This window comes from Luteococcus peritonei, assembly GCF_039526385.1.
Lineage (GTDB): Bacteria > Actinomycetota > Actinomycetes > Propionibacteriales > Propionibacteriaceae > Luteococcus > Luteococcus peritonei.
In genome coordinates, this window is the sequence record NZ_BAAAIX010000027.1 from 1 (window position 1) to 23,178 (window position 23,178).

The 23,178-nt window shown below is 70.4% G+C and carries 18 protein-coding genes and 1 pseudogene; 12 read left to right on the plus strand and 7 right to left on the minus strand.

Annotation, left to right across the window (positions count from 1 at the left end; all coding sequences use genetic code 11):
* The first annotated feature begins 173 nt into the window (after nucleotides 1–173).
* The 3 genes from ABD073_RS11020 (at nucleotide 174) to ABD073_RS11030 (ending at nucleotide 4,559) form a co-directional block, all read left to right on the plus strand.
* A complete protein-coding gene (locus ABD073_RS11020; protein ID WP_343874594.1) occupies nucleotides 174–2,522 on the plus strand; it encodes an ATP-binding cassette domain-containing protein in 2,349 nt (782 codons plus the stop codon).
* A gap of 76 nt (nucleotides 2,523–2,598) precedes the next feature.
* Nucleotides 2,599–3,846 carry an MFS transporter gene (locus tag ABD073_RS11025; RefSeq protein WP_343874595.1) on the plus strand — a complete coding sequence of 416 codons (1,248 nt, stop codon included), beginning with the start codon at nucleotides 2,599–2,601 and terminating at the stop codon, nucleotides 3,844–3,846.
* 53 nt (nucleotides 3,847–3,899) lie between these two features.
* Nucleotides 3,900–4,559, plus strand: a complete 660-nt coding sequence (locus tag ABD073_RS11030; protein WP_343874597.1) for a hypothetical protein — start codon at nucleotides 3,900–3,902, stop codon at nucleotides 4,557–4,559.
* 54 nt (nucleotides 4,560–4,613) lie between these two features.
* Here ABD073_RS11030 and ABD073_RS11035 read toward each other — a convergent pair whose 3' ends face one another.
* The gene (locus ABD073_RS11035; protein WP_343874598.1) at nucleotides 4,614–5,312 is read right to left on the minus strand and encodes a glutamate synthase-related protein; all 699 of its coding nucleotides are present in this window, start codon (nucleotides 5,310–5,312) and stop codon (nucleotides 4,614–4,616) included.
* 104 nt (nucleotides 5,313–5,416) lie between these two features.
* Between ABD073_RS11035 and ABD073_RS11040 the strand changes: the two genes are divergently transcribed.
* The 3 genes from ABD073_RS11040 to treS all read left to right on the plus strand — a co-directional run bounded on the left by ABD073_RS11040 (nucleotide 5,417) and on the right by treS (nucleotide 10,243).
* Nucleotides 5,417–6,124: a B3/B4 domain-containing protein gene (locus ABD073_RS11040; RefSeq protein ID WP_343874600.1), complete on the plus strand. Its 708-nt coding sequence runs from the start codon at nucleotides 5,417–5,419 to the stop codon at nucleotides 6,122–6,124.
* A gap of 931 nt (nucleotides 6,125–7,055) precedes the next feature.
* The gene (locus ABD073_RS11045; protein ID WP_343874603.1) at nucleotides 7,056–7,874 is read left to right on the plus strand and encodes a rhomboid family intramembrane serine protease; all 819 of its coding nucleotides are present in this window, start codon (nucleotides 7,056–7,058) and stop codon (nucleotides 7,872–7,874) included.
* Nucleotides 7,875–7,975: 101 nt separating this feature from the next.
* On the plus strand, nucleotides 7,976–10,243 hold the full coding sequence (gene treS, locus ABD073_RS11050; protein ID WP_343874606.1) for a maltose alpha-D-glucosyltransferase: 2,268 nt from the start codon (nucleotides 7,976–7,978) through the stop codon (nucleotides 10,241–10,243).
* An 88-nt stretch (nucleotides 10,244–10,331) separates the two neighbouring features.
* On the opposite strand, the gene ligD is transcribed toward treS, so the two are convergent.
* The 3 genes from ligD to ABD073_RS11065 are packed head-to-tail and all read right to left on the minus strand — an operon-like array spanning nucleotide 10,332 to nucleotide 12,194.
* Complete coding sequence (ligD, locus tag ABD073_RS11055) at nucleotides 10,332–11,279, minus strand: non-homologous end-joining DNA ligase (RefSeq protein ID WP_343874609.1); 948 nt, start codon at nucleotides 11,277–11,279, stop codon at nucleotides 10,332–10,334.
* On the minus strand, nucleotides 11,276–11,686 hold the full coding sequence (locus ABD073_RS11060; RefSeq protein ID WP_343874612.1) for a hypothetical protein: 411 nt from the start codon (nucleotides 11,684–11,686) through the stop codon (nucleotides 11,276–11,278). Before ABD073_RS11060 ends, ligD begins: the two co-directional genes overlap by 4 nt.
* A 4-nt stretch (nucleotides 11,687–11,690) precedes the next feature.
* Nucleotides 11,691–12,194, minus strand: a complete 504-nt coding sequence (locus tag ABD073_RS11065; protein ID WP_343874615.1) for a MarR family winged helix-turn-helix transcriptional regulator — start codon at nucleotides 12,192–12,194, stop codon at nucleotides 11,691–11,693.
* 78 nt (nucleotides 12,195–12,272) lie between these two features.
* Here ABD073_RS11065 and ABD073_RS11070 point away from each other — a divergent pair, with 78 nt between their 5' ends.
* A complete protein-coding gene (locus tag ABD073_RS11070) occupies nucleotides 12,273–12,653 on the plus strand; it encodes a DUF1304 domain-containing protein (RefSeq protein ID WP_343874617.1) in 381 nt (126 codons plus the stop codon).
* Nucleotides 12,654–12,685: 32 nt separating this feature from the next.
* On the opposite strand, the gene ABD073_RS11075 is transcribed toward ABD073_RS11070, so the two are convergent.
* The 3 genes and pseudogenes from ABD073_RS11075 to ABD073_RS11085 form a co-directional block, all read right to left on the minus strand.
* Nucleotides 12,686–12,865: a hypothetical protein gene (locus tag ABD073_RS11075; protein WP_343874619.1), complete on the minus strand. Its 180-nt coding sequence runs from the start codon at nucleotides 12,863–12,865 to the stop codon at nucleotides 12,686–12,688.
* Nucleotides 12,866–12,929: 64 nt separating this feature from the next.
* On the minus strand, nucleotides 12,930–13,127 hold the full coding sequence (locus tag ABD073_RS11080) for a hypothetical protein (RefSeq protein ID WP_343874825.1): 198 nt from the start codon (nucleotides 13,125–13,127) through the stop codon (nucleotides 12,930–12,932).
* Nucleotides 13,128–13,172: 45 nt separating this feature from the next.
* Nucleotides 13,173–14,511, minus strand: a pseudogene (locus ABD073_RS11085) (oleate hydratase); the annotation flags it as partial.
* Nucleotides 14,512–14,622: 111 nt separating this feature from the next.
* On the opposite strand from ABD073_RS11085, the gene ABD073_RS11090 reads away from it, so the two are divergent.
* The 5 genes from ABD073_RS11090 to ABD073_RS11110 all read left to right on the plus strand — a co-directional run bounded on the left by ABD073_RS11090 (nucleotide 14,623) and on the right by ABD073_RS11110 (nucleotide 23,150).
* Nucleotides 14,623–15,171, plus strand: a complete 549-nt coding sequence (locus ABD073_RS11090; RefSeq protein ID WP_343874621.1) for a DUF1697 domain-containing protein — start codon at nucleotides 14,623–14,625, stop codon at nucleotides 15,169–15,171.
* Between the two features lie 161 nt (nucleotides 15,172–15,332).
* The gene (locus ABD073_RS11095; RefSeq protein WP_343874624.1) at nucleotides 15,333–16,088 is read left to right on the plus strand and encodes an SH3 domain-containing protein; all 756 of its coding nucleotides are present in this window, start codon (nucleotides 15,333–15,335) and stop codon (nucleotides 16,086–16,088) included.
* A 126-nt stretch (nucleotides 16,089–16,214) separates the two neighbouring features.
* A complete protein-coding gene (locus ABD073_RS11100; RefSeq protein ID WP_343874627.1) occupies nucleotides 16,215–19,718 on the plus strand; it encodes a transglutaminase family protein in 3,504 nt (1,167 codons plus the stop codon).
* A 22-nt stretch (nucleotides 19,719–19,740) separates the two neighbouring features.
* Nucleotides 19,741–22,218 (plus strand): circularly permuted type 2 ATP-grasp protein, encoded by a 2,478-nt coding sequence (locus tag ABD073_RS11105; RefSeq protein ID WP_343874628.1) that lies wholly within the window; start codon nucleotides 19,741–19,743, stop codon nucleotides 22,216–22,218.
* Nucleotides 22,215–23,150 carry a transglutaminase family protein gene (locus ABD073_RS11110; protein ID WP_343874629.1) on the plus strand — a complete coding sequence of 312 codons (936 nt, stop codon included), beginning with the start codon at nucleotides 22,215–22,217 and terminating at the stop codon, nucleotides 23,148–23,150. Before ABD073_RS11105 ends, ABD073_RS11110 begins: the two co-directional genes overlap by 4 nt.
* Nucleotides 23,151–23,178: the final 28 nt, after the last annotated feature.

Genomic DNA, 23,178 nt, shown 5'->3' on the forward strand with positions numbered 1-23,178 from the left:
CGGGCTTACAAACACCCCTGGAGGGGATCAGAAATGATCTTTCCTCCAGGGGTGTTTTCACGTTCCCGCACGAAGAAGTTCCGAGCCGGCCACGTCATGTGGTCGGCTCTTGTCAGTTCAGCCGCATAGACTCTGCGTCGGCACCGGGTGTGGGGCCGCGAGAGGAGAGTGACATGAGCACGGTTGATCCGCACGAGGTGATCCGGGTCCAGGGGGCGCGGGAGAACAATCTGAAGGACGTCAGCGTCGACATCCCGAAGCGGAAGCTGACCGTCTTCACCGGCGTCTCCGGCTCCGGCAAGAGCTCGCTGGTCTTCGGGACGGTCGCGGCGGAGAGCCAGCGCTTGATCAACGAGACCTACTCGGCCTTCCTCCAGGGTTTCATGCAGTCGATCGGCCGGCCCGAGGTGGACGTGCTGGAAGGACTCACTACAGCGATCATCGTCGATCAGGAGCGACTGGGGGCGAATCCACGCTCCACGGTCGGCACCGCCACCGATGTCAATGCCCAGCTGCGCATCCTGTTTAGCCGGCTCGCCGAACCCCACATCGGTGGCCCCAAAGCGTATTCGTTCAACGTCCCATCGGTGAGCGGGGGAGGAGCCATCAAGACGACCAAGAACGGCCGCGAGGTGAGTGAGCGTCGACAGTTCAGCGTCGTGGGCGGCATGTGCTCGCGCTGTGAGGGCACCGGACGGGTCAGCGACTTCGACCTGGACGAGCTCTACGACGCGTCGAAGAGCCTGAACCAGGACCCGTTGAAGGTGCCGGGCATGTCCATGGCCGGTTGGTACGGCCGGATCTACCAGGGCTCCGGCTACTTTGACCTGGACAAGGCCATCAAGGACTACACCACCAAGGAGCTCGACGACCTCCTCTACCGCGAGGGCACCCGCATCAAGGTGGAGGGCATCAACGTCACCTACGAGGGGATCATCCCGAAGATCCAGAAGTCCATGCTCAGCAAGGATGTCGAGGCGATGCAGCCCCACATCCGGGCTTTCGTCGAACGTGCCATCGTCTTCCGCACCTGTCCCGACTGCGAGGGCACCCGTCTCACTGAGGCGGCGCGCACCTCGATGCTGGCGGGCAAGAGCATCGCCGACGTCTGCCAGATGCAGATCACGGACCTGGCCGCGTGGGTCAAGCAGGTCGAGGCGCCCGAGGTGGCACCCCTGCTGGCCGCCCTACGCCATTCCCTTGACGCCTTCGTGCAGGTGGGGCTGGGATATCTGTCGCTCGACCGCCCCAGCGGGACGCTCTCGGGTGGCGAGGCTCAGCGGATCAAGATGATTCGCCACTTGGGCTCGGCACTGACTGATGTCACCTATGTCTTTGACGAACCGAGCGTCGGGCTGCACCCGCACGACATCGCGCGGATGAACCAGCTGCTGCTCCAGCTGCGGGACAAGGGCAACACCGTGCTGGTGGTGGAGCACAAGCCCGAGATGATCGCGATCGCCGACCACGTCGTCGATCTGGGCCCGGGGGCCGGCAGTCATGGTGGTGAGGTGGAGTTCGAGGGGACCGTCGACGGACTGCGGACCAGCGGCACCATCACCGGTCGCCACCTGGACGACCGGGCCCAGCTCAAGGACTCGGTCCGTGCGCCCCAGGGAGCCATCGAGATCCGTGACGCCACCAGCCACAACCTGCGAGAGGTTGACGTGGACATCCCGCTGGGTGTGCTGACCGTGCTCACCGGCGTGGCGGGCTCGGGCAAGAGCAGCCTGGTGGCCGAGGGCGTCGTCGGCCGTGAGGACGTGGTCTACGTCGACCAGAGCGCCATCAAGGGCTCGCGCCGCTCCAACCCGGCCACCTACACCGGATTGCTGGAGCCGATCCGCAAGGCCTTCGCCAAGGCCAATGGCGTGAAGCCGGCGCTGTTCAGCGCCAACTCTGAAGGAGCCTGCCCCACCTGCAACGGTGCCGGCGTGATCTTCACCGACCTCGGGATGATGGCCACCATGAGCACCGTCTGCGAGGACTGCGAGGGACGGCGGTTCAGTGACGAGGTGCTGGTGCACCAGCTGGGTGGCCGCGACATCAGCCAGGTGCTGGCCATGAGCGTGGAGCAGGCGCACGACTTCTTCACCGCGGGGGAGGGGAAGGTGCCTGCTGCCGCGAAGATCCTGAAGCACCTCTCGGACGTGGGCCTGGGCTACATCACGCTGGGCCAGCCGCTCACCACGCTCTCGGGCGGCGAGCGGCAGCGGCTCAAGCTGGCGATGCGGATGGGCGACAAGGGCGGCATCTACGTCCTCGACGAGCCCACCACCGGCCTGCACCTGGCCGACGTCGAGCAGCTGCTCAGGCTCCTGGACCAACTGGTCGACTCCGGCAGGTCCGTCATCGTGGTGGAGCACCACCAGGCAGTCATGGCCCATGCCGACTGGATCATCGACCTCGGGCCCGGGGCCGGTCACGACGGTGGACAGGTGGTCTTCCAGGGCACTCCCGCCGACCTGGTGTCCGATGGCTCGACGCTGACCGGCCAGCACCTGCGTGAGTACGTCGGCTGACCCGGTTCCGGGCCGCGGAACGGCCCGTGGGCAGGGACGCACGGCTTGGTAGGTTGAGGCTGTCCCCGAACGCCCCGTGGGGCATCGCCATGCCCGAGAAGGAGCAGCCACGAATCCGCAGCAGAGCACCCCGACGCAGCGCCAGCAGGCCCGGCTCTGGACCCCGATCTTCACCGTCCTGACGCTGGCCAACTTCGGCACCTCGTCGATCTTCTACATGCTCACCTCGGCCCTGGGTGCCTGGGCGGTGAGCGACCTCGCGGCCAGCCAGGCCCAGGCGGGGCTCGTGGGCACGGCCTGGTTCATCGGTGCCTTCTTCGCCCGCCTGGTGGGTGGACTGGTGACGCAGCGGCTGGGGGAGCGGGTCGCCCTCCTGGTCAGCCTGGGCGGACTGTTCGCCGGCACCCTGGTCTACCCCTTCATCACGACGGTGGGAGCCTTGCTGGCGCTGCGCTTCGTGCACGGGCTCTTCTTCGGCGTCGCCGCCACCGCCGTGGCCGGCGCCGCGCTGTCCCGGATCCCCACCGAGCGTCGTGGTGAGGGCTCCGGCTGGTTCTCCTTCGGTCTGGCGGTCGGCACCGGGCTGGCGCCCTTCGTCGGGGCCGTGCTGCAGCGCAGCCGCTGGGGGATGGACGGTGTCTTCGTCGCCGCCATCGGGTGCGGCGCCTTCAGCCTGCTGATGGTGCTGCTCGCCATCCGGCAGATCCGCCCCGTGCCCCGCGCCGGCAGCGGTCCGTCGGCCGGCTGGCGCGACCTGGTGGAACCGCGGGTGCTGCCGATCGCCCTGGTGGTCTGCCTGTGCGCGCTGCCCTTCGGTGCCGTGCTCACCCTGCTCGGCTCCTTCGCCGCGGAGGTGGGTCTGGTGGGTGCCGCTGGGCTCTACTTCCTGGTCTATGCGCTGGTCATCATGGTCTCGCGGCCGGTGGCGGGCGTGCTGCAGGACCGCCTGGGAGACACCGCCATCATGGTGCCGATCATCGTCTTCACCATCGCCGGGCTGGTGATCACGGCGCTGGCCCAGGCCGGGTGGATGCTGCTGGTGGGCGGTGCTCTGCTCGGCCTCGGCTACGGGACGATGGTGCCGGCCGGCCAGACCGTGGCGCTCAACCTGGTGGGCTCGGCCCGCGCCGGGGTGGGCATCTCCAGCTACTTCTTGTTCGTCGACGCCGGCACCGGCATCGGACCCTTCGTGATCGGTGCCCTGGTGGAACCGCTGGGCTTCCGGGCGGCACTGCTGGTGGGCGTTGCCTTCGCCGGGCTCGGGCTGGTGGCCATGGCTGTGCTGCAGGGGCGGATCCGCCGGCGCCATGACACGCGCGGCTGACCCCAACCCCAAGGGGGTGCCTGTGGATCCGGGGTCCGTGTTCGGATGGATCAATGGAATGGAACCTGTTGCGCGACGCCTACGGCCCGGCCACCGAGATCCCCGAGCTGCTGGCCGAGGCGGGTGCCTCGGAGCGGGAGGACGGGCTCGCCTGGCGCGAACTGCGCGAGCGACTGCTCCATGACGGCCAGATCAGTCCTGCCAGCCTGGCGGCGCTGGAACCCCTGGCCGATCTTGCCGTCAAGGGCCCCTCTCCGGTGGCGCGCGCCGCGCTGGACCTGGCCGCCGGCATCGTCGCAGTCGCCTGGGCTGATCCGACCTGCGAGCAGGCCGTGCCCCGTCGAGCCCTGCGCCGACTCCGCGACCTGGGTCGAAGCAGCTTGGCCGAGGCCACCGGCGACGACGACTTCCTGCGTCTGCTGGAGTCGGTGATGGCCTTCGAGCAGCGATCGGGCTGGTACGGACCGCTGCAGGACCTGTCCGAGGGACAACTCCAAGTGACCTGCCCCCGGTGCGGGCGCGAGCAGCGCCTGGCGGTGGGCACCATCACGACGGGCGACCCGGAAGAGCATCCGGACGGACGCAGGATGGTGGAGCTGGCCCGTGAACACGGGCGCGACGCGCTCGTCGGACGCCTGGCACTGCTCTTCGGTCGGGCCACGTGCCCGGTCTGCGGGGACGTCTTCGAGATGCACGAGACCGTCGACGGCTGAGCGCCGCCCGGCCACTGGGGTGACCCGTGGCCGGGCGTGAGCCTCGGCGAGGGTCTATTCGACGGCGGTCTCCGGCTCCTCGTCGCTGGGTGCCGGCTCGTGCTGCACCACCTCGGTCTCCGAGGCCTGCGGCGCCTCGGTCATCAGGGCGGTGATCTCGTCGGTCAGGGCACTGCCCGGCAGGCCCCAGCCCTCTTGGTAGCCATAGATGTCGGCCAGGCTGCGGTGGCTACGGGTGCCCTCCAGGATCTCCACATCGCGGGGACCCAGCAGGGCAGGGTGCAGCACGCCAGCCGCCTCGGAGACCTTGAGCAGGTCACGCCGCAGGGTCGTGACATAGCGCGCCAGGCGCTGCGACTTGTCCGTCGGGTCGATGCCGTGGGCCAGCCAGGTGTCCTGGGTGGCCACCCCGGTGGGGCACTTGTCGGTGTGGCACTTCTGTGCCTGGATGCAGCCGATGGACAGCATCGCCTCGCGCGCCACGTTCACCATGTCGGCGCCCAGCGCGAAGGCCACCAGGGCGTTCTCCGGCAGGCCCAGCTTGCCCGAGCCGATCCAGGTGATCCGGTCGGTGAGGCCGCGATCGGCGATGTACTGGCGCAGCTCCGGGCCGATGGCCTCCAGCCCGTAGCGGGCCCGGGCCAGCAGCGGGAAGTTGCGACGCAGCGCGTGCTCCTTCTGGAACAGGTCCTGGGCGGCAAGACCTGCGACGGCGGCGCCGGCTGCGGCGGCAACATTCTTGGCAAGGCTCATGCCCCATACTCTGCCCAGCTGGCGGGGGATTGAACAGACCCCGCGGGTGTGCTTTGGCCGACAATCCGATGGCCGGCTGCCGTGGCGCCGGTAGGGTCGGCCGCATGACTGACTTCACCGTCGACGACCCCTTCTTCCAGCTCTTCCCGGACGCGCGGATCGGCGTGATCGTCTGTCACGGGATCGACAACACGGGGGAGAGCTCACCTGAGTTGCTGGCCCGTCTGGAGGCCGCCACCCAGGGCGTCGGGCGGCACCTGCCGAACCCGGAGTTCAGCCAGAACGACGTGGTGCAGACCTGGCGCAAGGCCTTCCAGAAGTTCCCCGGCAAGAAGGGTGCGCGCAGCTCGGTGGAGGCCATGCTGAAGAGAGCCCACCAGGGCAAGGGCGTCGGCTCGATCAACCCGCTGGTGGACCTGTACAACGCGGTCAGCCTGGAGCACGCGGTGCCGATCGGTGGTGAGGACCTGGCGAAGATCGTCGGCGACGTCCGCCTGACCCGGGCGGCCGGGGAAGAGGACTTCGTCACCCTGGGCTCCGAGAAGTCCGAGCCCGCCGTCGCCGGCGAGGTCTGCTACCTCGACGACGAGGGCGCCATCTGCCGCAACTGGAACTGGCGCGAGGCGATGCGCACCATGCTCACCGAGCAGACCACCGACGCGGTCATGGTCATCGAGGCCGTCGACGGGTCGAACAACGACGACATCGAGGCCGCGATGCGTGAGCTGGAGGCCGGGATCCAGAAGCATCTGGGCGCCACCACGACGAGCAGTGTGCTCACAGAGGGTCAGGCAAGGATCTCACTGGCCTGAGATATCGTTGCCATGTTCGATTCCGTTCCAAGGGCTCTGACGAGTCTTCGTGCGCCAGGAGGTCTGGCTAAGGTGCGAACCATGGGAAACAGCGATGTGTTGTGCGAGTTCTGCGACCTTCCGCTCTACAGCTGTTCACATGGGCAGCCTGCGAGGATTCGTCGTGTGAGCAGCTACCTGGAGGTGTCCCCGTCGTCGGTGGCGCATTTCCCGGGGTGCCCGCACAAGGATGACTCCGACTATTCACGGTGGGGTCGGATCACGCGGGCTGTGGAATCTGCGTGGCAGCAGTTGGGCCGCGGTGAGCCCCTGGTGTGCGACGAGAGCGATGACTCTGGCCGTCGCGCCACCAGACGATGCGCAGACTGTGTGGATCACGGGGCCTGGAACCGAGTGGCTGGCGTGGAGATGCCCGCCTTGGCAGATATGGCCGATAAGCTACATTATGACAAAACGGCATGAAGAGGCTGCCCTCTGGAGGCTGGCGCCCCTGCCCCGCGACTGACGAGACGCCGTCATTGCCCGTGTCGCGCTCCTGGGGTCATTGGGTGAATCTTGCGCCCGGGTGTCGCACAAATCTTCCCCAATGATCTGGAGCAAGGCCGTCCGTCGCTCGCTGCGACCGCGGCTTGGTGCTCGGCATCCCGAATGGAGTGCGCTGGTTCGCCTCCCTCGTTGCCCTTGTGGTGCACGTCTGGACATCTCGTTGGCGGTTGCCTGCTGCGACTCGAGGCTGGCTGGCGCGCCTCTGTCTGCTGGCTTGGGTCGTCAAGGCGCTGTTCTGCCGTCCTGGCTGGGCGCCGCTGGATCGGCTCGTAGGCCTGGCGTCCATGGGGCGTGGACAGAAGCCTCAGTAATCGAACAGGTGTTCCATGACCCTCCCAGGCGGGGCGTCACGGGATCAGCTTGCCGTCTCTGGAACAATTGGGGCGTGAGCTACTTCTCCCCCGGCGCGCTGCGCGACCACTGGTTCCGGATCGGCCGCCTCGAGGTCGGCAGCACCATGCTCGTCGTGCTGGCCGTCGCCGCCTCCTGGGTGGCCTGGGTGGTCGCCGGCGGCGGCGCCTGGATCCAGCTCACGGCGCTGTGGCCGCAGGCCGTCCTCGACGGTCAGGTCTGGCGGCTGGTCACCTGGCCGCTGGCCAATGCGCTTGGCCTGTGGCCCCTGCTGGGGCTGTTCTTCTTCTGGTACTTCGGCACCGACCTGGAGCAGCAGGTCGGCAAGGACCGCATGCTGCGCCTGCTGATGGGCATCTGGTTCAGCCTCACCGCGCTCACCATGCTGCTCGGCGTCCTGCTGCCCTTCGGCTCCCAGGCGCTGGCCGGCATCTCCCAGGTGCAGTTCGTGCTCCTGCTGCTGTGGATCGCCGAGTACCCCAACCGACCCTTCTTCTTCAACATCCCCGCCTGGGTGGTGGGCGCCGTGCTGGTGGGCCTGAACGTGCTGCAGATGCTCGCCTACCGCGATGTGGTGGGCCTGCTCGCCCTGCTGGGCAGCTTCGTCCTGGTGGCCTTCGTGGCCCGGCGCGTCGGCCTGCTCAGCAGCTACGACTGGATCCCGGGCCGCGCCAACCGGCCCCAGAAGCGGCGCCAGGACCGCGTCGCCAAGGAGCAGGCCAAGCGTGCCCAGCAGCGCGCCGCCGACGACGCCAAGCTCGACGCCCTGCTGGACCAGATCAGCGCCAAGGGCATGGACTCGCTGTCCGCCTCCCAGCGGCGCGAGCTGATGCGGCTGCGCAACCGTCGCTGACGGCGCACCGATGCGCGTGACGTACTCGCAGGCAGAGAGTTCGCTGAGCACGGGCCCGCGCGATGCGACGCCGGGCACGCCGGATCGCTAGATTTGGCACGGTGAGCACCAGTGAGCCCAAGGGGCAGAACCTCGACCCCGCGCCCGCCGTCAGCGAAGCCGTCCCGGAGGCCATCGGCCTCGAGGACGTGATGCCGGAGATCAGCTTCGAGCAGCAGCGCTTCGCCGCCCGGCCGCCGGTCTTCCGGCCCCGCGCCAGCCGTCGCAACGGCAAGCACGGCAGCAACCCGCTGGCCCCGCCCTTCGAGGCCGACGGTCGCAATGCCGCCTACGTGTCCTGGCTCGAGGAGCAGTCCATGCTCAAGGACGCCACCACACTGGCCCGCCAGCTCGCCGGCACCCACCTGATGTGGGTCAACCCCTACTCGCAGCCGGACCCGCGCGCCGCGGTGCAGACCGCCTCGGTCTGGTTCACCGCCTACCCGATCAGCATGATCGTCGAGCCCGGCCAGTCCTTCCTGGGAGCGCTCGGTTCCGAGGCGCTGTGGGAGGCCTTCAGTGAGGTCGGCATCGACGCCGTGCACACCGGCCCGGTCAAGCTGGCCGGTGGCCTGGACGGCTGGAAGCCGACTCCCAGCATCGACGGCCACTTCGACCGCATCTCCATGGCGATGGACCCCGCCTTCGGCACCGAGGAGGAGTTCCGCACCATGTGCGAGGTGGCTGCCAAGCACCACGGCACCATCATCGACGACATCATCCCCGGCCACACCGGCAAGGGCGCGGACTTCCGCCTGGCCGAGCTGAACTACGGTGACTACCCCGGCATCTACCACATGGTGGACATCCCCGAGGAGGCCTGGCACCTGCTGCCCGACGTCCCCAAGGGACGCGATGCGGTCAACCTGGACCCGGCCGCCGAGCGTGCCCTGGCCGAGGCCGGCTACATCATCGGTGAGCTGCAGCGCGTGATCTTCTACGAGCCGGGCGTGAAGGAGACCAACTGGTCGGTCACTCCCCCGATCCACGACCACACCGGCAAGCTGCGCCGCTGGGTCTACCTGCACTACTTCAAGGAGGGCCAGCCCTCCGTCAACTGGCTCGACCCCACCTTCGCCGGCATGCGCCTGGTGATGGGCGACGCCCTGCACTCCCTGCTCGACCTCGGCTCGGGCGGTCTGCGCCTGGATGCCAACGGCTTCCTGGGCGTCGAGAAGTCCGTCGGCGAGGCCCCGGCCTGGTCCGAGGGCCACCCGCTCAGCCAGGCCGCCAACCAGCTGATCGGCTCCATGGTGCGCAAGGTGGGCGGCTTCACCTTCCAGGAGCTGAACCTGGGCATCGACGACATCAAGAACACCGGCAGCGTCGGCCCCGACCTCAGCTACGACTTCGTCACCCGCCCCGCCTACCAGTACGCCATGGCCACCGGTGACACCGAGTTCCTGCGCCTCACCCTCAAGGAGGCCGCCAGGACCGGTATCGACCAGGCCTCCCTGGTGCACGCGCTGCAGAACCACGACGAGCTCACCTACGAGCTGGTCCACTTCGCGAACAACCACCGCGAGGAGGTCTACGAACTCGACGGCAAGACCTGGACCGGTGCCGCCATGGCCGAGCACATCCGCCAGACCCTGCGCGACACCATCACCGGCGAGGCCGGCCCCTACAACGCCGTCTTCACCCAGAACGGCATCGCCTGCACCACCGCCTCGATCATCGCGGCCACGCTGGGCATCACCGACCTGGCCGAGATCAGCGACGCCGACGTCAAGAAGATCGCCAACGCCCACCTGCTGCTGGCCATGTACAACGCCTGGCAGCCGGGTGTCTTCGCGCTGTCCGGCTGGGACCTGGTGGGGGCCCTGCCCGTGGACCGCTCCCAGGTGGCCCGCCTGATCAGCACCGGTGACACCCGCTGGATCGAGCGTGGCGCCTACGACCTGCTGGGCTCCAATGCGGAGGCCGACTCCTCGGCCGCCGGCATGCCCAAGGCCACCGCCCTGTACGGCGCCCTGCCCGAACAGCTCAAGAGCGCCAACTCCTTCGCCAGCCGCCTGGCGCAGGTGCTCAAGGTGCGCAAGCGCAACGGCATCGCCTCCGGCGAGCTGATCGACGTGCCCGACGTGCCGCACCGCTCCATGCTGATCCTGGTCAACCGTCTCGAGATCGGCGCCATCCAGATCACGGCGCTGAACTTCGGCAACGACAAGATCACCGGACGCGTGCAGTCCGAGCACATCCCGGCCGGGCGGGTCTTCGACCTGTCCACCCGCAAGAAGGTGGACAACGTCGACGACCTGGGCGGCTTCACCGTCACCCTGCCCGCCTTCGGCGGCCTGGCCATGATCGTGCGCGAGCCCACCAACTGAGCACTGCCCGTCGCGGCCGTCGGCTGGGACGACGAGGCCCCGGTCTCCCCCGCGCGGGAGGCCGGGGCCTTCATTGCTCCTGGGGGCATCAGCCCTCGCCGAGCGCCACCTCGGCCGGGGTCAGGTCGTCGCGCCAGCCACGCCAGACCGGGTGGCGCAACCGGCCCTGGGCGGTGCGCTGGCCGTAGCTGACCTCGCCCACCAGGACGGGTTCCACCCAGGTGTTCTCGCGCGCCTCGAGCGGGCGCACGTTGGCCACATCCGGGTTGGTGGCCCGCTGCAGCGGCCGCAGCCGGGCCACGGCGTCGTCCAGCATGGCGTCGGTGAAACCGCTGCCCGCGCTGCCCACGCACTGCAGCCGGCCGGTGGCGTCGGGGACGGCCACCAGCAGTGAGCCGATGGTGCGCGAGCGCGCCCCGCTCCCCCGCTTCCAGCCCACCACCACGACCTCCTGGGTCCAGAAGTTCTTCACCTTCAGCCAGGCCTCGGTGCGTCGGCCCGGCTGGTAGGTGCTGGTGGCGCGCTTGGCGATCAGGCCCTCCAGCCTGAGCTGCCGGCTGGCCGCCAGGGCCAGCTCGCCCTCGTCGCCGAAGGTGGTGGGCACGTGGACATTCCCGCTGCCCTCGCCCAGCAGCCCCTCCAGCAGTTCGCGCCGCTCCAGGTAGGGCAGGTGCAGCAGGCTGTTGCCGTCCAGGTGCAGCAGGTCGAAGGCCATGAAGTGCGCCGGGCGGTTGCCGGACTGCCCGTGGTTCTGCAGGGCCTCGAAGTCGCTGCGGCCGTCGGGCAGCAGGGCGACGATCTCGCCGTCGACGATCGCCTTATGACCGGCCAGCAGGCCGTCCAGTTCGCCCAGCTCCGGGTAGGTGGCCGCCAGGTCGAGTCCGCCGCGGCTGCGCAGCACCAGCCCGCCCTCGCGAGGACGACGGGCCAGGGCGCGGTAGCCGTCCCACTTCACCTCGAAGTGCCAGCCGGGCTGCCGCACGACGTCGTCGGAGCCCAGGGTGGCCAGCATCGGTGCCAGCTCGGGCAGGCTCACGTGGCCCCCATCCCCGCCAGCATCATGATCGCCAGGATCGGGGCGCAGGCCGCGAGCGCGATCGCCCAGGCGCCGGATCGGTAGCCGGTGGCCGAGCGCCACAACCGGATGCCCGCCACCAGGCCCACCAGGCAGAGCACCGCGGCCAGGCCGAACAGTCCGAGCCCCACCTGCATCTGCAGCAGTGGCACCCGGGTGGCCTCGGTGCGTGGGATGGCGTCCATCGGCGGGATGTCACCGGGCAGCCGCGCGATGCCCAGGTAGCCGGTGAAGAAGGTCAGGCAGGCAGCAGCCGTGGCCAGCACGCCCAGCGCGGCGGTGACGACCGCCCATCGTCCGCCGCTGCCGTCGGCGGAGGGCATCTCCCCGGATCCCTGCTCGCTCGGCCAGGTGGTGGTCTCGCTCATCGGCTCATGCCTCGTTCCCGTCCAGGTGCCAGGTGCTGCGCGGCTCGAAGCCCAGGTTCGCGGCGATGGTGGTGAGCACCCGCCCCAGGTCACGCACGTCGCGCTCGTCGAGCCCGTTGAAGACTAGTCGCTGCACCAGCTCGATGTGCTGCGGCGCGGCGGCCGCCATCTCCTCGAGTCCCTGCTCGGTGGCCACCACCCAGGCGCCGCGTCCGTCGCCCTGCACCCGTTCCCGGGTCACCAGGCCGCGTCCCTGCATCCGGGTGACGTGGTGCGAGACGCGGCTGCGTTCCCAGGCCAACGCCTCGGCCAGCTCCACCAGCCGGAGCCGGCAGCCCGGCGCCTCATGGAGGTGGACCAGGACGTCGAAGTCCTGGAAGGACATGGCGCTGTCGGCCTGCAGCTGCCGGTTCATGTCGCTGGGCAGCTGGGCCATCAGCACCAGCAGCAGGCGCCAGACCAACTGTTGATCGGCGTCCAGCCACTGCCGGTCGAAGGGTTGCTGCATGGCGTCATGCTAGCCAGCGGCCCAAGCCTGGACCCGGACGGTCCAGCCCTTCCGGTCCACCCCACTAGGATGCTCGTCATGACCACCCTCGCCTTCGTGCTGCTCGCCCTCGCCGCCGTCCTGCACGTCTACATCTGCTGGATCGAGACCGTGGCCTGGGACAGCGACCGGACCCGGGCCACTTTCGGCATCGCGAACCGCGAGGACTCGCTCACCACCCGCCCGCTGGCCTTCAACCAGGGCTTCTACAACCTCTTCCTGGCGATCGGCGTCGTGGTCGGCCTGCTGCTGCAGACCAGCTCGCACGAGTCCTTCGGGCGTGGCCTGGTGTGGATGGGTGCAGGCTCCATGGTGGCCGCCGCGCTCGTGCTGCTGCTCAGCGACCGCAGCAAGCTGCGGCCCGCGCTGATGCAGATGACCCTGCCGCTGCTCGGCCTGCTGGCCTGGCTGCTGGCCTGAGCCGCCCCGACCTCCCCGTCACAGGCGACGCGTCAGTCCCGACCGCCCGACAGCCCCAGGGTGCCGATCACGCCCACCAGGATCCCGGCGAAGAAGGCGGGCATCATGAAGCGGATCCGCCAGATCGTCACCTGCAGCCCCTGCCAGGCGAACCAGACGCCCATCAGGCACAGGATGAGCGCGATCAGGCCGAGTGCGGTGGACTGCTTCATGCGCCAAGACTAGGCGTGCCGGGCCGCCCGGGGCGGGTGCGACCCGCCCCGGGCCCCGACGCTCTCAGACCACCTGGTGGCGCTCCAGCAGCTCGCCCACCACGGTGCCTGCCAGACGGCGGCGGAGCGGTCCTGGCAGCCAGAACTTCTTCCCGTCGCGCATCCGCACCGTCGCCTCGAGCAGGGCTCGCACGTCATAGGTGCTGGCCCAGACCTCCGGTACGCCGCGCTCCACGTCGAGCAGGGTGTAGACCGCCTCCATGGCGGTACGCACCGAGTACTCGGTGGTGAGGATGGTGTCGCGCTCGGTCTCGGCGAACTGCCCCAGGAAGGCGAAGTTCACGCAGCCCTGGGGCACGACGTCGGGACGGTCCCCGGCACGACGGGGCAGGAAGAAGCTGGTGATGAAGGGCATCATGCAGGGCAGCCAGGTGGTCGACCGGGCCGGGAGATCGGCGATCTGGTCGACGGGAACGCCCAGGTGGTACAGCCACTCCTGCGCGATCTCCTCGCCGGTGCACTCCCGCATCGGCTTGGGCACGAAGTCCCCGGGCCGGTCGGTGAACAGGCCGTAGATCCAGACCACGGACTGCTCGGGCGACTGGCTGCGGAAGTGCGGCTGGCGGTGTGGTGCAGAAGGCGTCGGGGCGCCCGAAGGACGGGTCCTGACGCGCGATGTTGCGCCACAGGCTCCACACGCCGCGCTCACGGATCTCGGCGTCGAGGACCGGTGCGGTGTGGTGGTCGCCCCAGCTCGTGTTTTCCACGCAGGAGCCGTTGGTGACGAAGACCAGCTGGTTCTCGTCGAGGTCCACGCCGCCGGGTCGGCCCTGCTGCAGCCACTCGATGCGACGGGCCACCTTGCGCCGGGCCGTGATGTCGAAGACCACGTTGGGGACGCGGGTGTCGTAGACGAAGTTGACCCCATGCTGCTGCAGCCAGCTCACCATGGGCAGGATGAGGCTCTCGTACTGGTTGTACCTGGTGAACTTCAGGGCGCTGAAGTCGGGCAGGCCGCCGATGTGGTGCACGAAGCGCTGCAGGCAGAGCTTCATCTCCAGGGCGCTGTGCCAGTCCTCGAAGGCGAACATGGTGCGCCAGTAGAGCCAGAAGTTGGACTCGAAGAAGTCCGGGATCAGCACGTCGACGATCCGCTGGCCCTCCAGGTCCTGGTTGCGGGTCAGGAAGAGCTTCATCAGGCTGCGCTGCGCCTTGTCGCTGAGCGTGAAGGTGCCGTCGGTGCGCCCGTCCTGGCCGCGGTCCATGGTGGCTCGCGTCAAGGAGTAGTTCGGGTCGTCCTTGTTGAGCCAGTAGAACTCGTCGAGCACGGATGCGCCCTCGGTCTCCAGCGACGGAATGGAGCGGAACAGGTCCCACAGGCACTCGAAGTGGTTCTCCATCTCGCGGCCGCCGCGGATCTTGAAGCCCTTGGCCGGATCCTCGATCCCGTCGCAGGCGCCCTCGGGCAGCGACATGGCCTCCAGGATGGTGATCCGACGTGGGTCCATCTGCGCGTCGCGGACGAGGAAGACCGCGGCTGCCAGTGAGGCGAGACCCGCCCCCACGATCCAGGCCTGCTTCTGCTCCACGCCGGCCGGCTTGCGCGGGCGGGCGAAGGCTTCGTAGTTTCCGTTGCTGTGGTACATGACTCCTCCTGGGGTCCGGACGATGTCTTGTTTTCACACTTAACAGTGCAATTAGTCGCCTGTGGCTCGGGGTCGACGAAGCGCACCCTGCGCTCCCCTAGGCTCATGGCCATGCCCACCCACGTCGTCCTGCTGCGCGGCATCAATGTCGGCGGCCGGCACAAGCTCCCGATGGCCCAGCTGCGCGCCGACCTCGAGCAGGCGGGCCTGCACGTTGTGGCCAGCTACATCCAGAGCGGCAACCTGGTGCTGGACACTGAGCTGGACGAGGTCGGCGTGGCCGAGCTGGTGCGCCGGGCGGCCGAGGCCCGCACCGACTTCCCGGTGCCAGCGCTCGCCATCGAGGCGACGAGCTTCCGGCAGCTGCTGGCCGACAACCCCTTCACCCCCGCCGAACCCAAGCTGGAGCACGTCGTCGTGCTGCCCGCCCCGCTCGACGAGCAACGGCGGGTCCGCCTCACCGAACTGGCCGCGGGCGACGACTCCCCCAGCGAGCTGGTACTCGGCGATCGGGTGGTCTACCTGCACCATCCGCAGGGGCTGATGGCCAGCAGGCTGGCCGGTCGTGCCATGGCGCTGCTGGAGGACGGAACGGCCCGCAACCTGGCCACGATGGTGGCCTTGGAGCGCATGCTCGACGGACTCCCGCCACGTGGCTGAGGCCACCACGAGCTGGGCTGTGCTGGGCCACTCCAGGACCCGAAGCTGAAAAAGAACCAAGAGCCGTACCGCCCGAACATGAGATCTTCTCAGGAAATGGGTACTGTCCTCTCAGATATTCAGTCGCCGACCGGCGGCACCGCCTGACCCAGGAGTACCCCTTGACCGAGACCACCGTGGACCGCCGCTCCCTGCTGCGCCTGGCCGGGCTGGCCGCCGGCGGCAGCGCCCTGGCCGCCGCCGGGCTCGCCGCCCCCACTGCCGAGGCCGCCAGCGTGGTGCGCGCCACCGGAAGCGTCTACGTCCGCTCCGGCGCCAGCTCCTCCACCCGCGCCCTGGGCGTGCTGCGCAAGGGCCAGGCGGTGACCGTGGCCGGCGCCGTGCGCAACGGCAAGTGGCAGCCGGTCCGCTTCAACGGCCGTCTGGGTTATGTCTCCACCAGGTACCTGACCCGCGCCGCCGTGGCCACCGCCGCCGCCCGCCCCGTGGTCAAGCAGGCGGCCCGTCGCGTCGCCACCCCGGCTCGGGGCTACGCCTCGCTGCCGATGGTGAGCCGCCCCTCGATGCCGCGTGGCGTCACCTCCCGCGGCGCCGCCGTGGGCCGCGAGGTGCGTGTCGCCTTCCCGCAGGTGGCCACCATGCTGGGCCACCGCAATGACCCCGGCTCTGACCACGGCAGCGGCCGTGCCGTGGACATCATGCTGCCCGGCAACTACCGCGGCGCCGCACAGCAGGCCCTGGGCCAGGCCATCGCCGACCACCTGCGCGCCCATGCCGGCCGCCTGGGCATCACCTACGTGATCTGGAACCAGCACATCTGGAGCGTCCAGCGCGCCTCCGAGGGCTGGCGTCGGATGTCCAACCGCGGCAGCGACAACGCCAACCACAAGAACCACGTGCACGTCAGCGTCCGCTGACCCGGCACCACCCGGACCCCGCAGCCATCGGCTGCGGGGTCCTTCGCATCCGCGCGCCCACCAGCCGTAACGCATCCGCAACGTGGGCGTGGGCATGCCTGTTCGCTGCTGTGGCAGGGTGGCGGGGTGACGATCCGAGTAGCGCTGCACCACGCGACCACCTATCGCTTCGACCAGCCGGTGAAGATCTACCCGCACACCGTGCGGCTGCGCCCGGCCCCGCACACGCGCACCCCGATCAGCGCCTACAAGCTGACGGTCACTCCCCAGAACCACTTCCTGAACTGGCAGCAGGACCCCTTCGGCAACTACATGGCCCGCCTGGTCTTCCCCGAGCCCGCCGAGGAGCTGTCCATCACCGTCGACTTGGTGGCCGACATGACGGTCATCAACCCCTTCGACTTCTTCCTCGAGGACTGGGCCGAGCACTTCCCCTTCAGCTACCCCGACGAGCTGGCCCACGACCTGTCCCCCTACCTGCACCAGGTGGGCGCCGACGACCGCGACGACAACCCCACCGGCGCCGGTCACAGCGCCGGGGACGCCGTCGACGAGTTCATCGCGCGCACCATCACCCCGCAGGGGCTGACCGACGGCAGCACCCGCACCGTCGACTTCCTGTGGGCGCTGAACCAGGCCGTGCGCCAGGAGGTGGCCTACACGGTGCGCATGGAGCCGGGCGTGCAGAGCCCCGGCGAGACCCTGGCGAACCGGCTGGGCTCCTGCCGCGACAGCGCCTGGCTGCTGGTGAGCGTGCTGCGCCGCTTCGGCCTGGCCGCCCGCTTCGTCTCCGGCTACCTGGTGCAGCTGACCGCCGACGAGAAGCCGCTGGACGGCCCCGCGGGCCCCAGCGAGGACTTCACCGACCTGCACGCCTGGGCCGAGGTCTACGTGCCCGGCGCCGGCTGGATCGGCCTGGACGCCACCAGTGGCCTGTTCTGCGGCGAGGGCCACATCCCGCTCTCGGCCACCCCGCACCCCTCCAGCGCGGCCGCCATCACCGGTGCCACCGGCATCGCGCAGGTGGACTTCTCCTTCGCCAACACCGTCACCCGGATCCATGAGGACCCGCGGGTGACGCTGCCCTACACCGAGCAGCAGTGGGCCGAGGCCGACGCGATGGGCGAGTTCGTGGACCGTCGCCTGGCGGCTGGTGACGTGCGGCTCACCATGGGTGGCGAGCCCACCTTCGTCTCCGCCGGGGACACCTCCAGCCCGCAGTGGGAGACCGCCGCCGACGGCGAGGAGAAGCGCCAGCTGGCCACCCGCCTGGCCGACCGGCTGCGTGAGCGCTGGGCCCGCGGCGGCATCACCCAGCACGGCCAGGGCAAGTGGTACCCGGGCGAGCCGCTGCCGCGCTGGCAGATCGAGCTGGCCTGGCGGCGCGACGGCCAGCCGCTGTGGCGCGACCAGTCCCTGCTGGACGACCCGTGGGCGCCGCCCAGCCTCCCCGAGGACCCGGCCGAGCGGGCCGAGGCCTCGCGTCGGCTGGCCGAGGCCGTGGCGAAGCAGTTGGGCATCCCCGCCGACCTGGTGGTGGCCGCCCACGAGGACCCCGCCGAGGCCGTGCTGGCCGAGGCGCGTCAGCCCTGGGGTGAGCCCCCGACCCTCGACGTCGACCCCGCCGACCCGGCGCTGGCCGACGAGGCCGGGCGCGCCTCGCTGGCCGCCCGGCTGGATGCCGGGGCCGGACTGCCCCGCGGCCACGTGATCCCGCTCTATGTCGACGAGGACAGCGGCGGCTGGGCCACCACCCGTTGGCGCACGCGGCGCGGCCACCTCTTCCTGATCGGCGGCACCAGCCCGCTGGGCCTGCGTCTGCCGCTGGACTCGGTGGCGTGGTCGCCCACGCCCGACATCACCCGCAACCACGACGGCGACTCCTCCCGCGGCCTGCAGGTCGACCTTCCCGAGGGCGTCGTGCCCGCGGTGGTGGGCGACGTGGAGAGCGCCCCACGCACCGCCCTGGACGTCGAGGAGCGCGACGGGCACCTGTTCTGCTTCCTGCCGCCGCTGGACCGGCTGGACGACGCCGTGCGTCTGGTGGCCGCCGTCGAGGCCGCCTGCGCCGAGACCGGGCTGCACGTCGTGCTCGAGGGCTACCCGCTGCCCTCCGACGACCGGCTGGAGAAGATGAGCGTGACCCCGGACCCCGGCGTGGTCGAGGTCAACGTGGCGCCCACCACCTCCTGGGCGGCGCTGCGCGAGCAGACCGTCGAGCTCTACGAGGATGCCCGCGCCAGCGGCCTTGGCACCGAGAAGTTCGACCTGGACGGCACCCACACCGGCACCGGCGGCGGCAATCACGTCACCCTGGGTGGCGCGAGCGTGGCCGACAGCCCGCTGCTGCGCCGCCCCGACCTGCTGCGCTCGCTGCTCACCTTCTGGCAGCACCACCCGGCGCTCAGCTATGTCTTCAACGGCAAGTTCATCGGCCCCACCTCGCAGTCGCCGCGCGTCGACGAGGGACGCCACGAGAACCTCTACGAGCTGGAGATCGCCTTCGACGAGCTGGCCGCCATGGTGGCCGACCCCGAGGTGGAGCACGACCTGGCGCGGGTGGTGGCCGACGACTGGCGCTTCGACGAGGACCCCGAGGAACGCATCGAGCGGCAGCGCCGCACCCAGCCCTGGCTCACCGACCGGCTGCTGCGCCACCTGCTGACCGACATCACCGGCAACACCCACCGCAGCGAGTTCTGCATCGACAAGCTCTACTCCCCCGACTCGCGCACCGGCCGGCTCGGCATCCTGGAGATGCGCGGCTTCGAGATGCCGCCGCACGCCCGGATGGCGATGGTGCAGAAGCTGCTGGTGCGCGCCCTGGTGGCCCGCTTCTGGGAGCAGCCCTATGCCGCGCCGCTGGTGCGCTGGGGCACCCGGCTGCACGACCGCTTCCTGCTGCCCGCCTTCGCCTCGGCGGACCTGCGCGACGTGGTGGAGCAGATCAATGCACACTTCGCCGACGCCCCCGATGCGGTGCGCTTCAAGGAGGCCTGGTTCCGTCCCTTCCTGGAGTTCCGCTTCCCGCGGCTGGGCGAGGTGCACCTGGGCGGCATCCACCTGGAGCTGCGCCAGGCCATCGAACCCTGGCAGGTGCTGGGCGAGGAGGTGCACCTGGGCGGCACCAGCCGCTACGTCGACTCCTCGGTGGAGCGGGTGCAGGTGAGCGCTGTCGGCCTGGTGGAGGGACGCCATGTGGTCACCTGCAACGGGGTGCCGGTGCCGATGGTGCCGATGCCCACCTCCGGCTGGGGGCTGGCCGGCAACGACTTCCCCGACGGCCGGGTGGGTGGCGTGCGCTACCGCGCCTGGGCTCCCCCGTCGGCCCTGCACCCCACCATCGGGGTGCACTCGCCGCTGCAGTTCGACGTGGTGGACACTTGGAACCAGACCTCGCTGGGCGGTTTCACCTACCACGTGGTGCACCCGGGCGGCCGCTCCTATGACACCTACCCGGTCAATGCCGCCGAGGCGGAGAGCCGCCGCAGCAACCGCTTCGTCGCCTCCACCACGACGGGACGGGTGGATACCTCCGCCTGGCCGTCGGTGATGAACCCGGTGGTGGGAGACCCCAGCGAGTACGCCGTCACGCTCGACCTGCGGCGCTTCTCGCGCGGCCAGCGCTGAGGACCACTAGGGTCTTGTGCCGATGACTTCCCCCACATCGCAGCCCTCCCCCGCCCCCGGTCTGGTCGGCGTGCCCACCGGTGACCTCGCCGCCACCATCGAGCGGCTGGGCCCGGCCACGCTGGCGTGTCGCCGTCGCCAGGTGCAGGCCATGGTCCGCGAGGACGGCATCAGCTACGGCGGCCAGAGCGACGAGCGCCAGCCCTCGCCCTGGAAGCTGGACCCGCTGCCGCTGGTGGTCGAGGCCAGCACCTGGGCGGGGCTGGAGAAGGCCCTGGAGCAGCGCGCTCGGTTGATGGACGCGCTCTACGTCGACCTCTACGGCCGCCGGCGCACCATCGTCGAGCGGCTGCTGCCGGCCGAACTGGTGCTGGGCCACGAGGGCTTTTTGCCCGCTGCGGACCAGGTGCGGCTGCCCAGCAAGCGCCAGCTGGTGCTCTCGGCCACCGACCTGGTGCAGCAGGGTGACGGCTCCTGGCTGGTGATGGGAGACCGGGTCCAGGCGCCCTCGGGTGCCGGTTATGCGATGGCGAACCGGCGCGTGATCGCGCGCGCCATGGGCCCGCTGCACCGTCGCACCCGGCTGCGTCGGCTGCGCGGCTTCTTCGACGTGGTGCAGGCCGCCCTGCAGCAGACCGCTCCCCCGCTGTCGGGCGAGGTGCCGCACGTCGTGCTGCTCACCCCCGGCCCGGGCAGCGAGTCCGCCTACGACCAGGCCATGCTGTCCACCCTGCTCGGCTACCCGCTGGCCCAGTCCGACGACCTGGTGATGCGCGGCGGACGGGTCTGGATGCGCACCACCGGGCGGCTGGCTTCCGTCGACGTGGTGCTGCGCCGGGTGGACGCCGACTGGTGCGACTCGCTGGACCTGCGCCCCGAGAGCCGGCTCGGCGTGCCGGGGATGGCCGCGGCCAGTGCCCGCGGCAGCCTGTCGGTGGTGAACCCGCTGGGCGCGGGCGTGCTGGAGAACCCCGGCCTGGTCCCCTACCTGGAACAGGTGAGCCGCAGCCTGCTGGGCGAGTCCCTGCTGGTGCCCGGACCGGCCACCTGGTGGTGCGGCGAGCCCTCATCGGCCAGCCACGTGCTCGCCAACCTGGAGCACCTGGTGATCAAGCCCATCTCCCGCGGGCTGGGCCAGCGCGCCATCCTGGGCTGGGAGCTGGATGCCGCCGGCGCCGAGCAGCTGCGCGCCCGGATCACGGCGGAGCCCTGGCGCTGGAGCGCCCAGGAACAGGTGAGCCCGTCCACCGCCCCCGTGGTCACCGAGGACGGCCTGGAGGAGCGCACCCTGGTGCTGCGCGGCTTCACCGCCGCCATCGGCGGCGACGTGGTGGTGATGCCGGGTGCGCTGGCCCGTCTGGCCGGCGCCCGTGACGAGCTGGTGGTCACCAGCGCCTCGGGCGCGCTCAGCAAGGACGTCTGGGTGCTCGACGGCGACCAGCTCGCGCCCAACCTGCTGGAGCACCCGCTGGTGGCGCGTGCCCGGGTGGCGGTGGCGGCGGACCCGGCACCGGACCTGACGCCGCGCGCCGCCAGCAACCTGTACTGGATGGGCCGCTATGCCGAGCGCACCGAGCAGCTGGCCCGGCTGGTGCTGGTGGCCGACAACCTGGTGGAGGACCACCACCTGCGCACCGGTACGCCCGGGCACCAGGCGATGGCCCGGGTGGTGCACGCCGCGGCCGTGGCCGCCGACCAGCAGCCCGGTGCCGAGGAGCACCCCTTCGAGGTGCTCGCCACGCTGCTGCTCGACCCGGTGGCGCCCGGCAGTGCTGCCCGCAGCGCCCGTCAGCTGGACCGCGCCGCCGGCGAGGTGCGCGAGATGCTCAGCCTGGACACCCCGATCATCCTGGCCGGCCTGCAGGCCACGCTGTCCGCGGCCCAGGAGGAGGGTGAGCAGGTGCGCCTGCAGCACACCGCCTCCCGGGTGCTGGAGTCCTGCCTGGCGCTGGCCGGACTGGGTGCCGAGAGCCTGGTGCACGACGCGATCTGGGCCTTCCTCGACGCCGGCCGACGGGTGGAGCGCGCCCAGGGCACGGTGCGGCTGCTGCGCAACACCCTGGCGGTGGGCGGTCCCCCGGTGGCCGAGGCGCAGGTGGTGGAGTCGCTGCTGCGCGCCGGGGAGTCGCTGCTGACCTACCGGCGTCGGATGGCGGCCGGCGCCGGCCCGGCGCAGCCCGTCGTGGCCGCCTGCCACCTGCTGCTCACCGACGAGACCAACCCGCGCTCGGTGGTCAACCAGCTGGAACGCCTGCTGCTGGCCCTGGCCCATGCCCCCGAGGTGCGGGTGCAGAGCGCGGCCCGGGCCCTGGTGCAACGGCTGCGCCAGCTGGACCTCGACGAGCTGTGCGCCGGTGACCGGGAGGCGCTGCGCGGCGAACTGGCCGGTCTGGAGACCGCCCTGCGGGAGCTGAACGACCTGCTGGAGGCCACCCACTTCGCCAGCCAGAAGCCGCCGACCAGCTTCGCGGTGCCCGAGCTGGGCGAGGAGGAGCGATGAGCGAGCCCGTCGTGCCGAACGTCGTCACCGCGCCGGAGCACCACACCCGTCGCCGCTACGAGGTGCGCCACGTCACCACCTATGACTACGAGAACGACGTGACCGCTTCCTACGGCCGGGCCTGCCTGCGCCCCCGCGACACCCCCTGGCAGGACGTGGTCAGCCATGTCACGCGGGTGGAGCCGCAGCCGGACGTGCTGGACGAGGGCGAGGACTTCTTCGGCAACTTCTCCCACTACCTGGAGATCACCCAGCCGCACCGGCGCCTGGCGGTGAGCAAGACGAGCATCATCGACGTCGAGTGGCCGGCCGTGGACCTGGCCGCGCTGGACCGTTGGAGCGTGGCCGAGGCGGCCGCGGCGCTGGGCCAGGATGCGGCCGTCGACCCCACCGAGCGGGCGCGCTACCTGCTCCCCTCGGCGCTGGTCACCCTGCAGGACGAGGTGCGCGACTTCGCCGCCACCCTGGCCTGGCCCGAGCGGCCGCTGGGCCAGGCGATCGCCGCGGTGACCCACGAGATCTGGCGCGACTTCTCCTATGACAAGACCGCCACCAGTACCCGCACCACGCTGCCCGAGGTGCTGGCCAAGCGGGCCGGGGTCTGCCAGGACTTCGCCCACCTGGCCTGCGCCGTCTTCCGCGCCGCCGGGCTGCCCTCGCGCTACGTGAGCGGCTACATCGAGACCTCTCCCCCGCCGGGCAAGGTGAAGCTGGCCGGCTCGGATGCCACCCACGCCTGGAGCGCGGTGATGGTGCCGGGCGGGCGCTGGGTGGACCTCGACCCCACCAACAACCACCTGGCCGACTCCCGCTACCTGGTGACGGCCTGGGGCCGCGACTTCCGCGACGTCTCGCCGCTGAAGGGCGTGATCTTCTCCGAGGGCGGCAGCTCCACGCTGACGGTGGCCGTCGACGTGGTCCGGCTCGACTGAACCCTTGGCGCGGTGCGCCACACTGGAG

Excerpts from the sequence above, each read along its gene's own strand:
- ABD073_RS11020 (WP_343874594.1), top strand. The coding sequence starts at position 174 with ATGAGCACGGTTGATCCGCACGAGGTGATCCGGGTCCAGGGGGCGCGG.
- ABD073_RS11030 (WP_343874597.1), top strand. The coding sequence starts at position 3,900 with ATGGAATGGAACCTGTTGCGCGACGCCTACGGCCCGGCCACCGAGATC.
- ABD073_RS11035 (WP_343874598.1), bottom strand. The coding sequence starts at position 5,312 with ATGAGCCTTGCCAAGAATGTTGCCGCCGCAGCCGGCGCCGCCGTCGCA.
- ABD073_RS11040 (WP_343874600.1), top strand. The coding sequence starts at position 5,417 with ATGACTGACTTCACCGTCGACGACCCCTTCTTCCAGCTCTTCCCGGAC.
- ABD073_RS11060 (WP_343874612.1), bottom strand. The coding sequence starts at position 11,686 with ATGAGCGAGACCACCACCTGGCCGAGCGAGCAGGGATCCGGGGAGATG.
- ABD073_RS11065 (WP_343874615.1), bottom strand. The coding sequence starts at position 12,194 with ATGCAGCAACCCTTCGACCGGCAGTGGCTGGACGCCGATCAACAGTTG.
- ABD073_RS11070 (WP_343874617.1), top strand. The coding sequence starts at position 12,273 with ATGACCACCCTCGCCTTCGTGCTGCTCGCCCTCGCCGCCGTCCTGCAC.
- ABD073_RS11075 (WP_343874619.1), bottom strand. The coding sequence starts at position 12,865 with ATGAAGCAGTCCACCGCACTCGGCCTGATCGCGCTCATCCTGTGCCTG.
- ABD073_RS11080 (WP_343874825.1), bottom strand. The coding sequence starts at position 13,127 with ATGGAGGCGGTCTACACCCTGCTCGACGTGGAGCGCGGCGTACCGGAG.
- ABD073_RS11090 (WP_343874621.1), top strand. The coding sequence starts at position 14,623 with ATGCCCACCCACGTCGTCCTGCTGCGCGGCATCAATGTCGGCGGCCGG.
- ABD073_RS11105 (WP_343874628.1), top strand. The coding sequence starts at position 19,741 with ATGACTTCCCCCACATCGCAGCCCTCCCCCGCCCCCGGTCTGGTCGGC.
- ABD073_RS11110 (WP_343874629.1), top strand. The coding sequence starts at position 22,215 with ATGAGCGAGCCCGTCGTGCCGAACGTCGTCACCGCGCCGGAGCACCAC.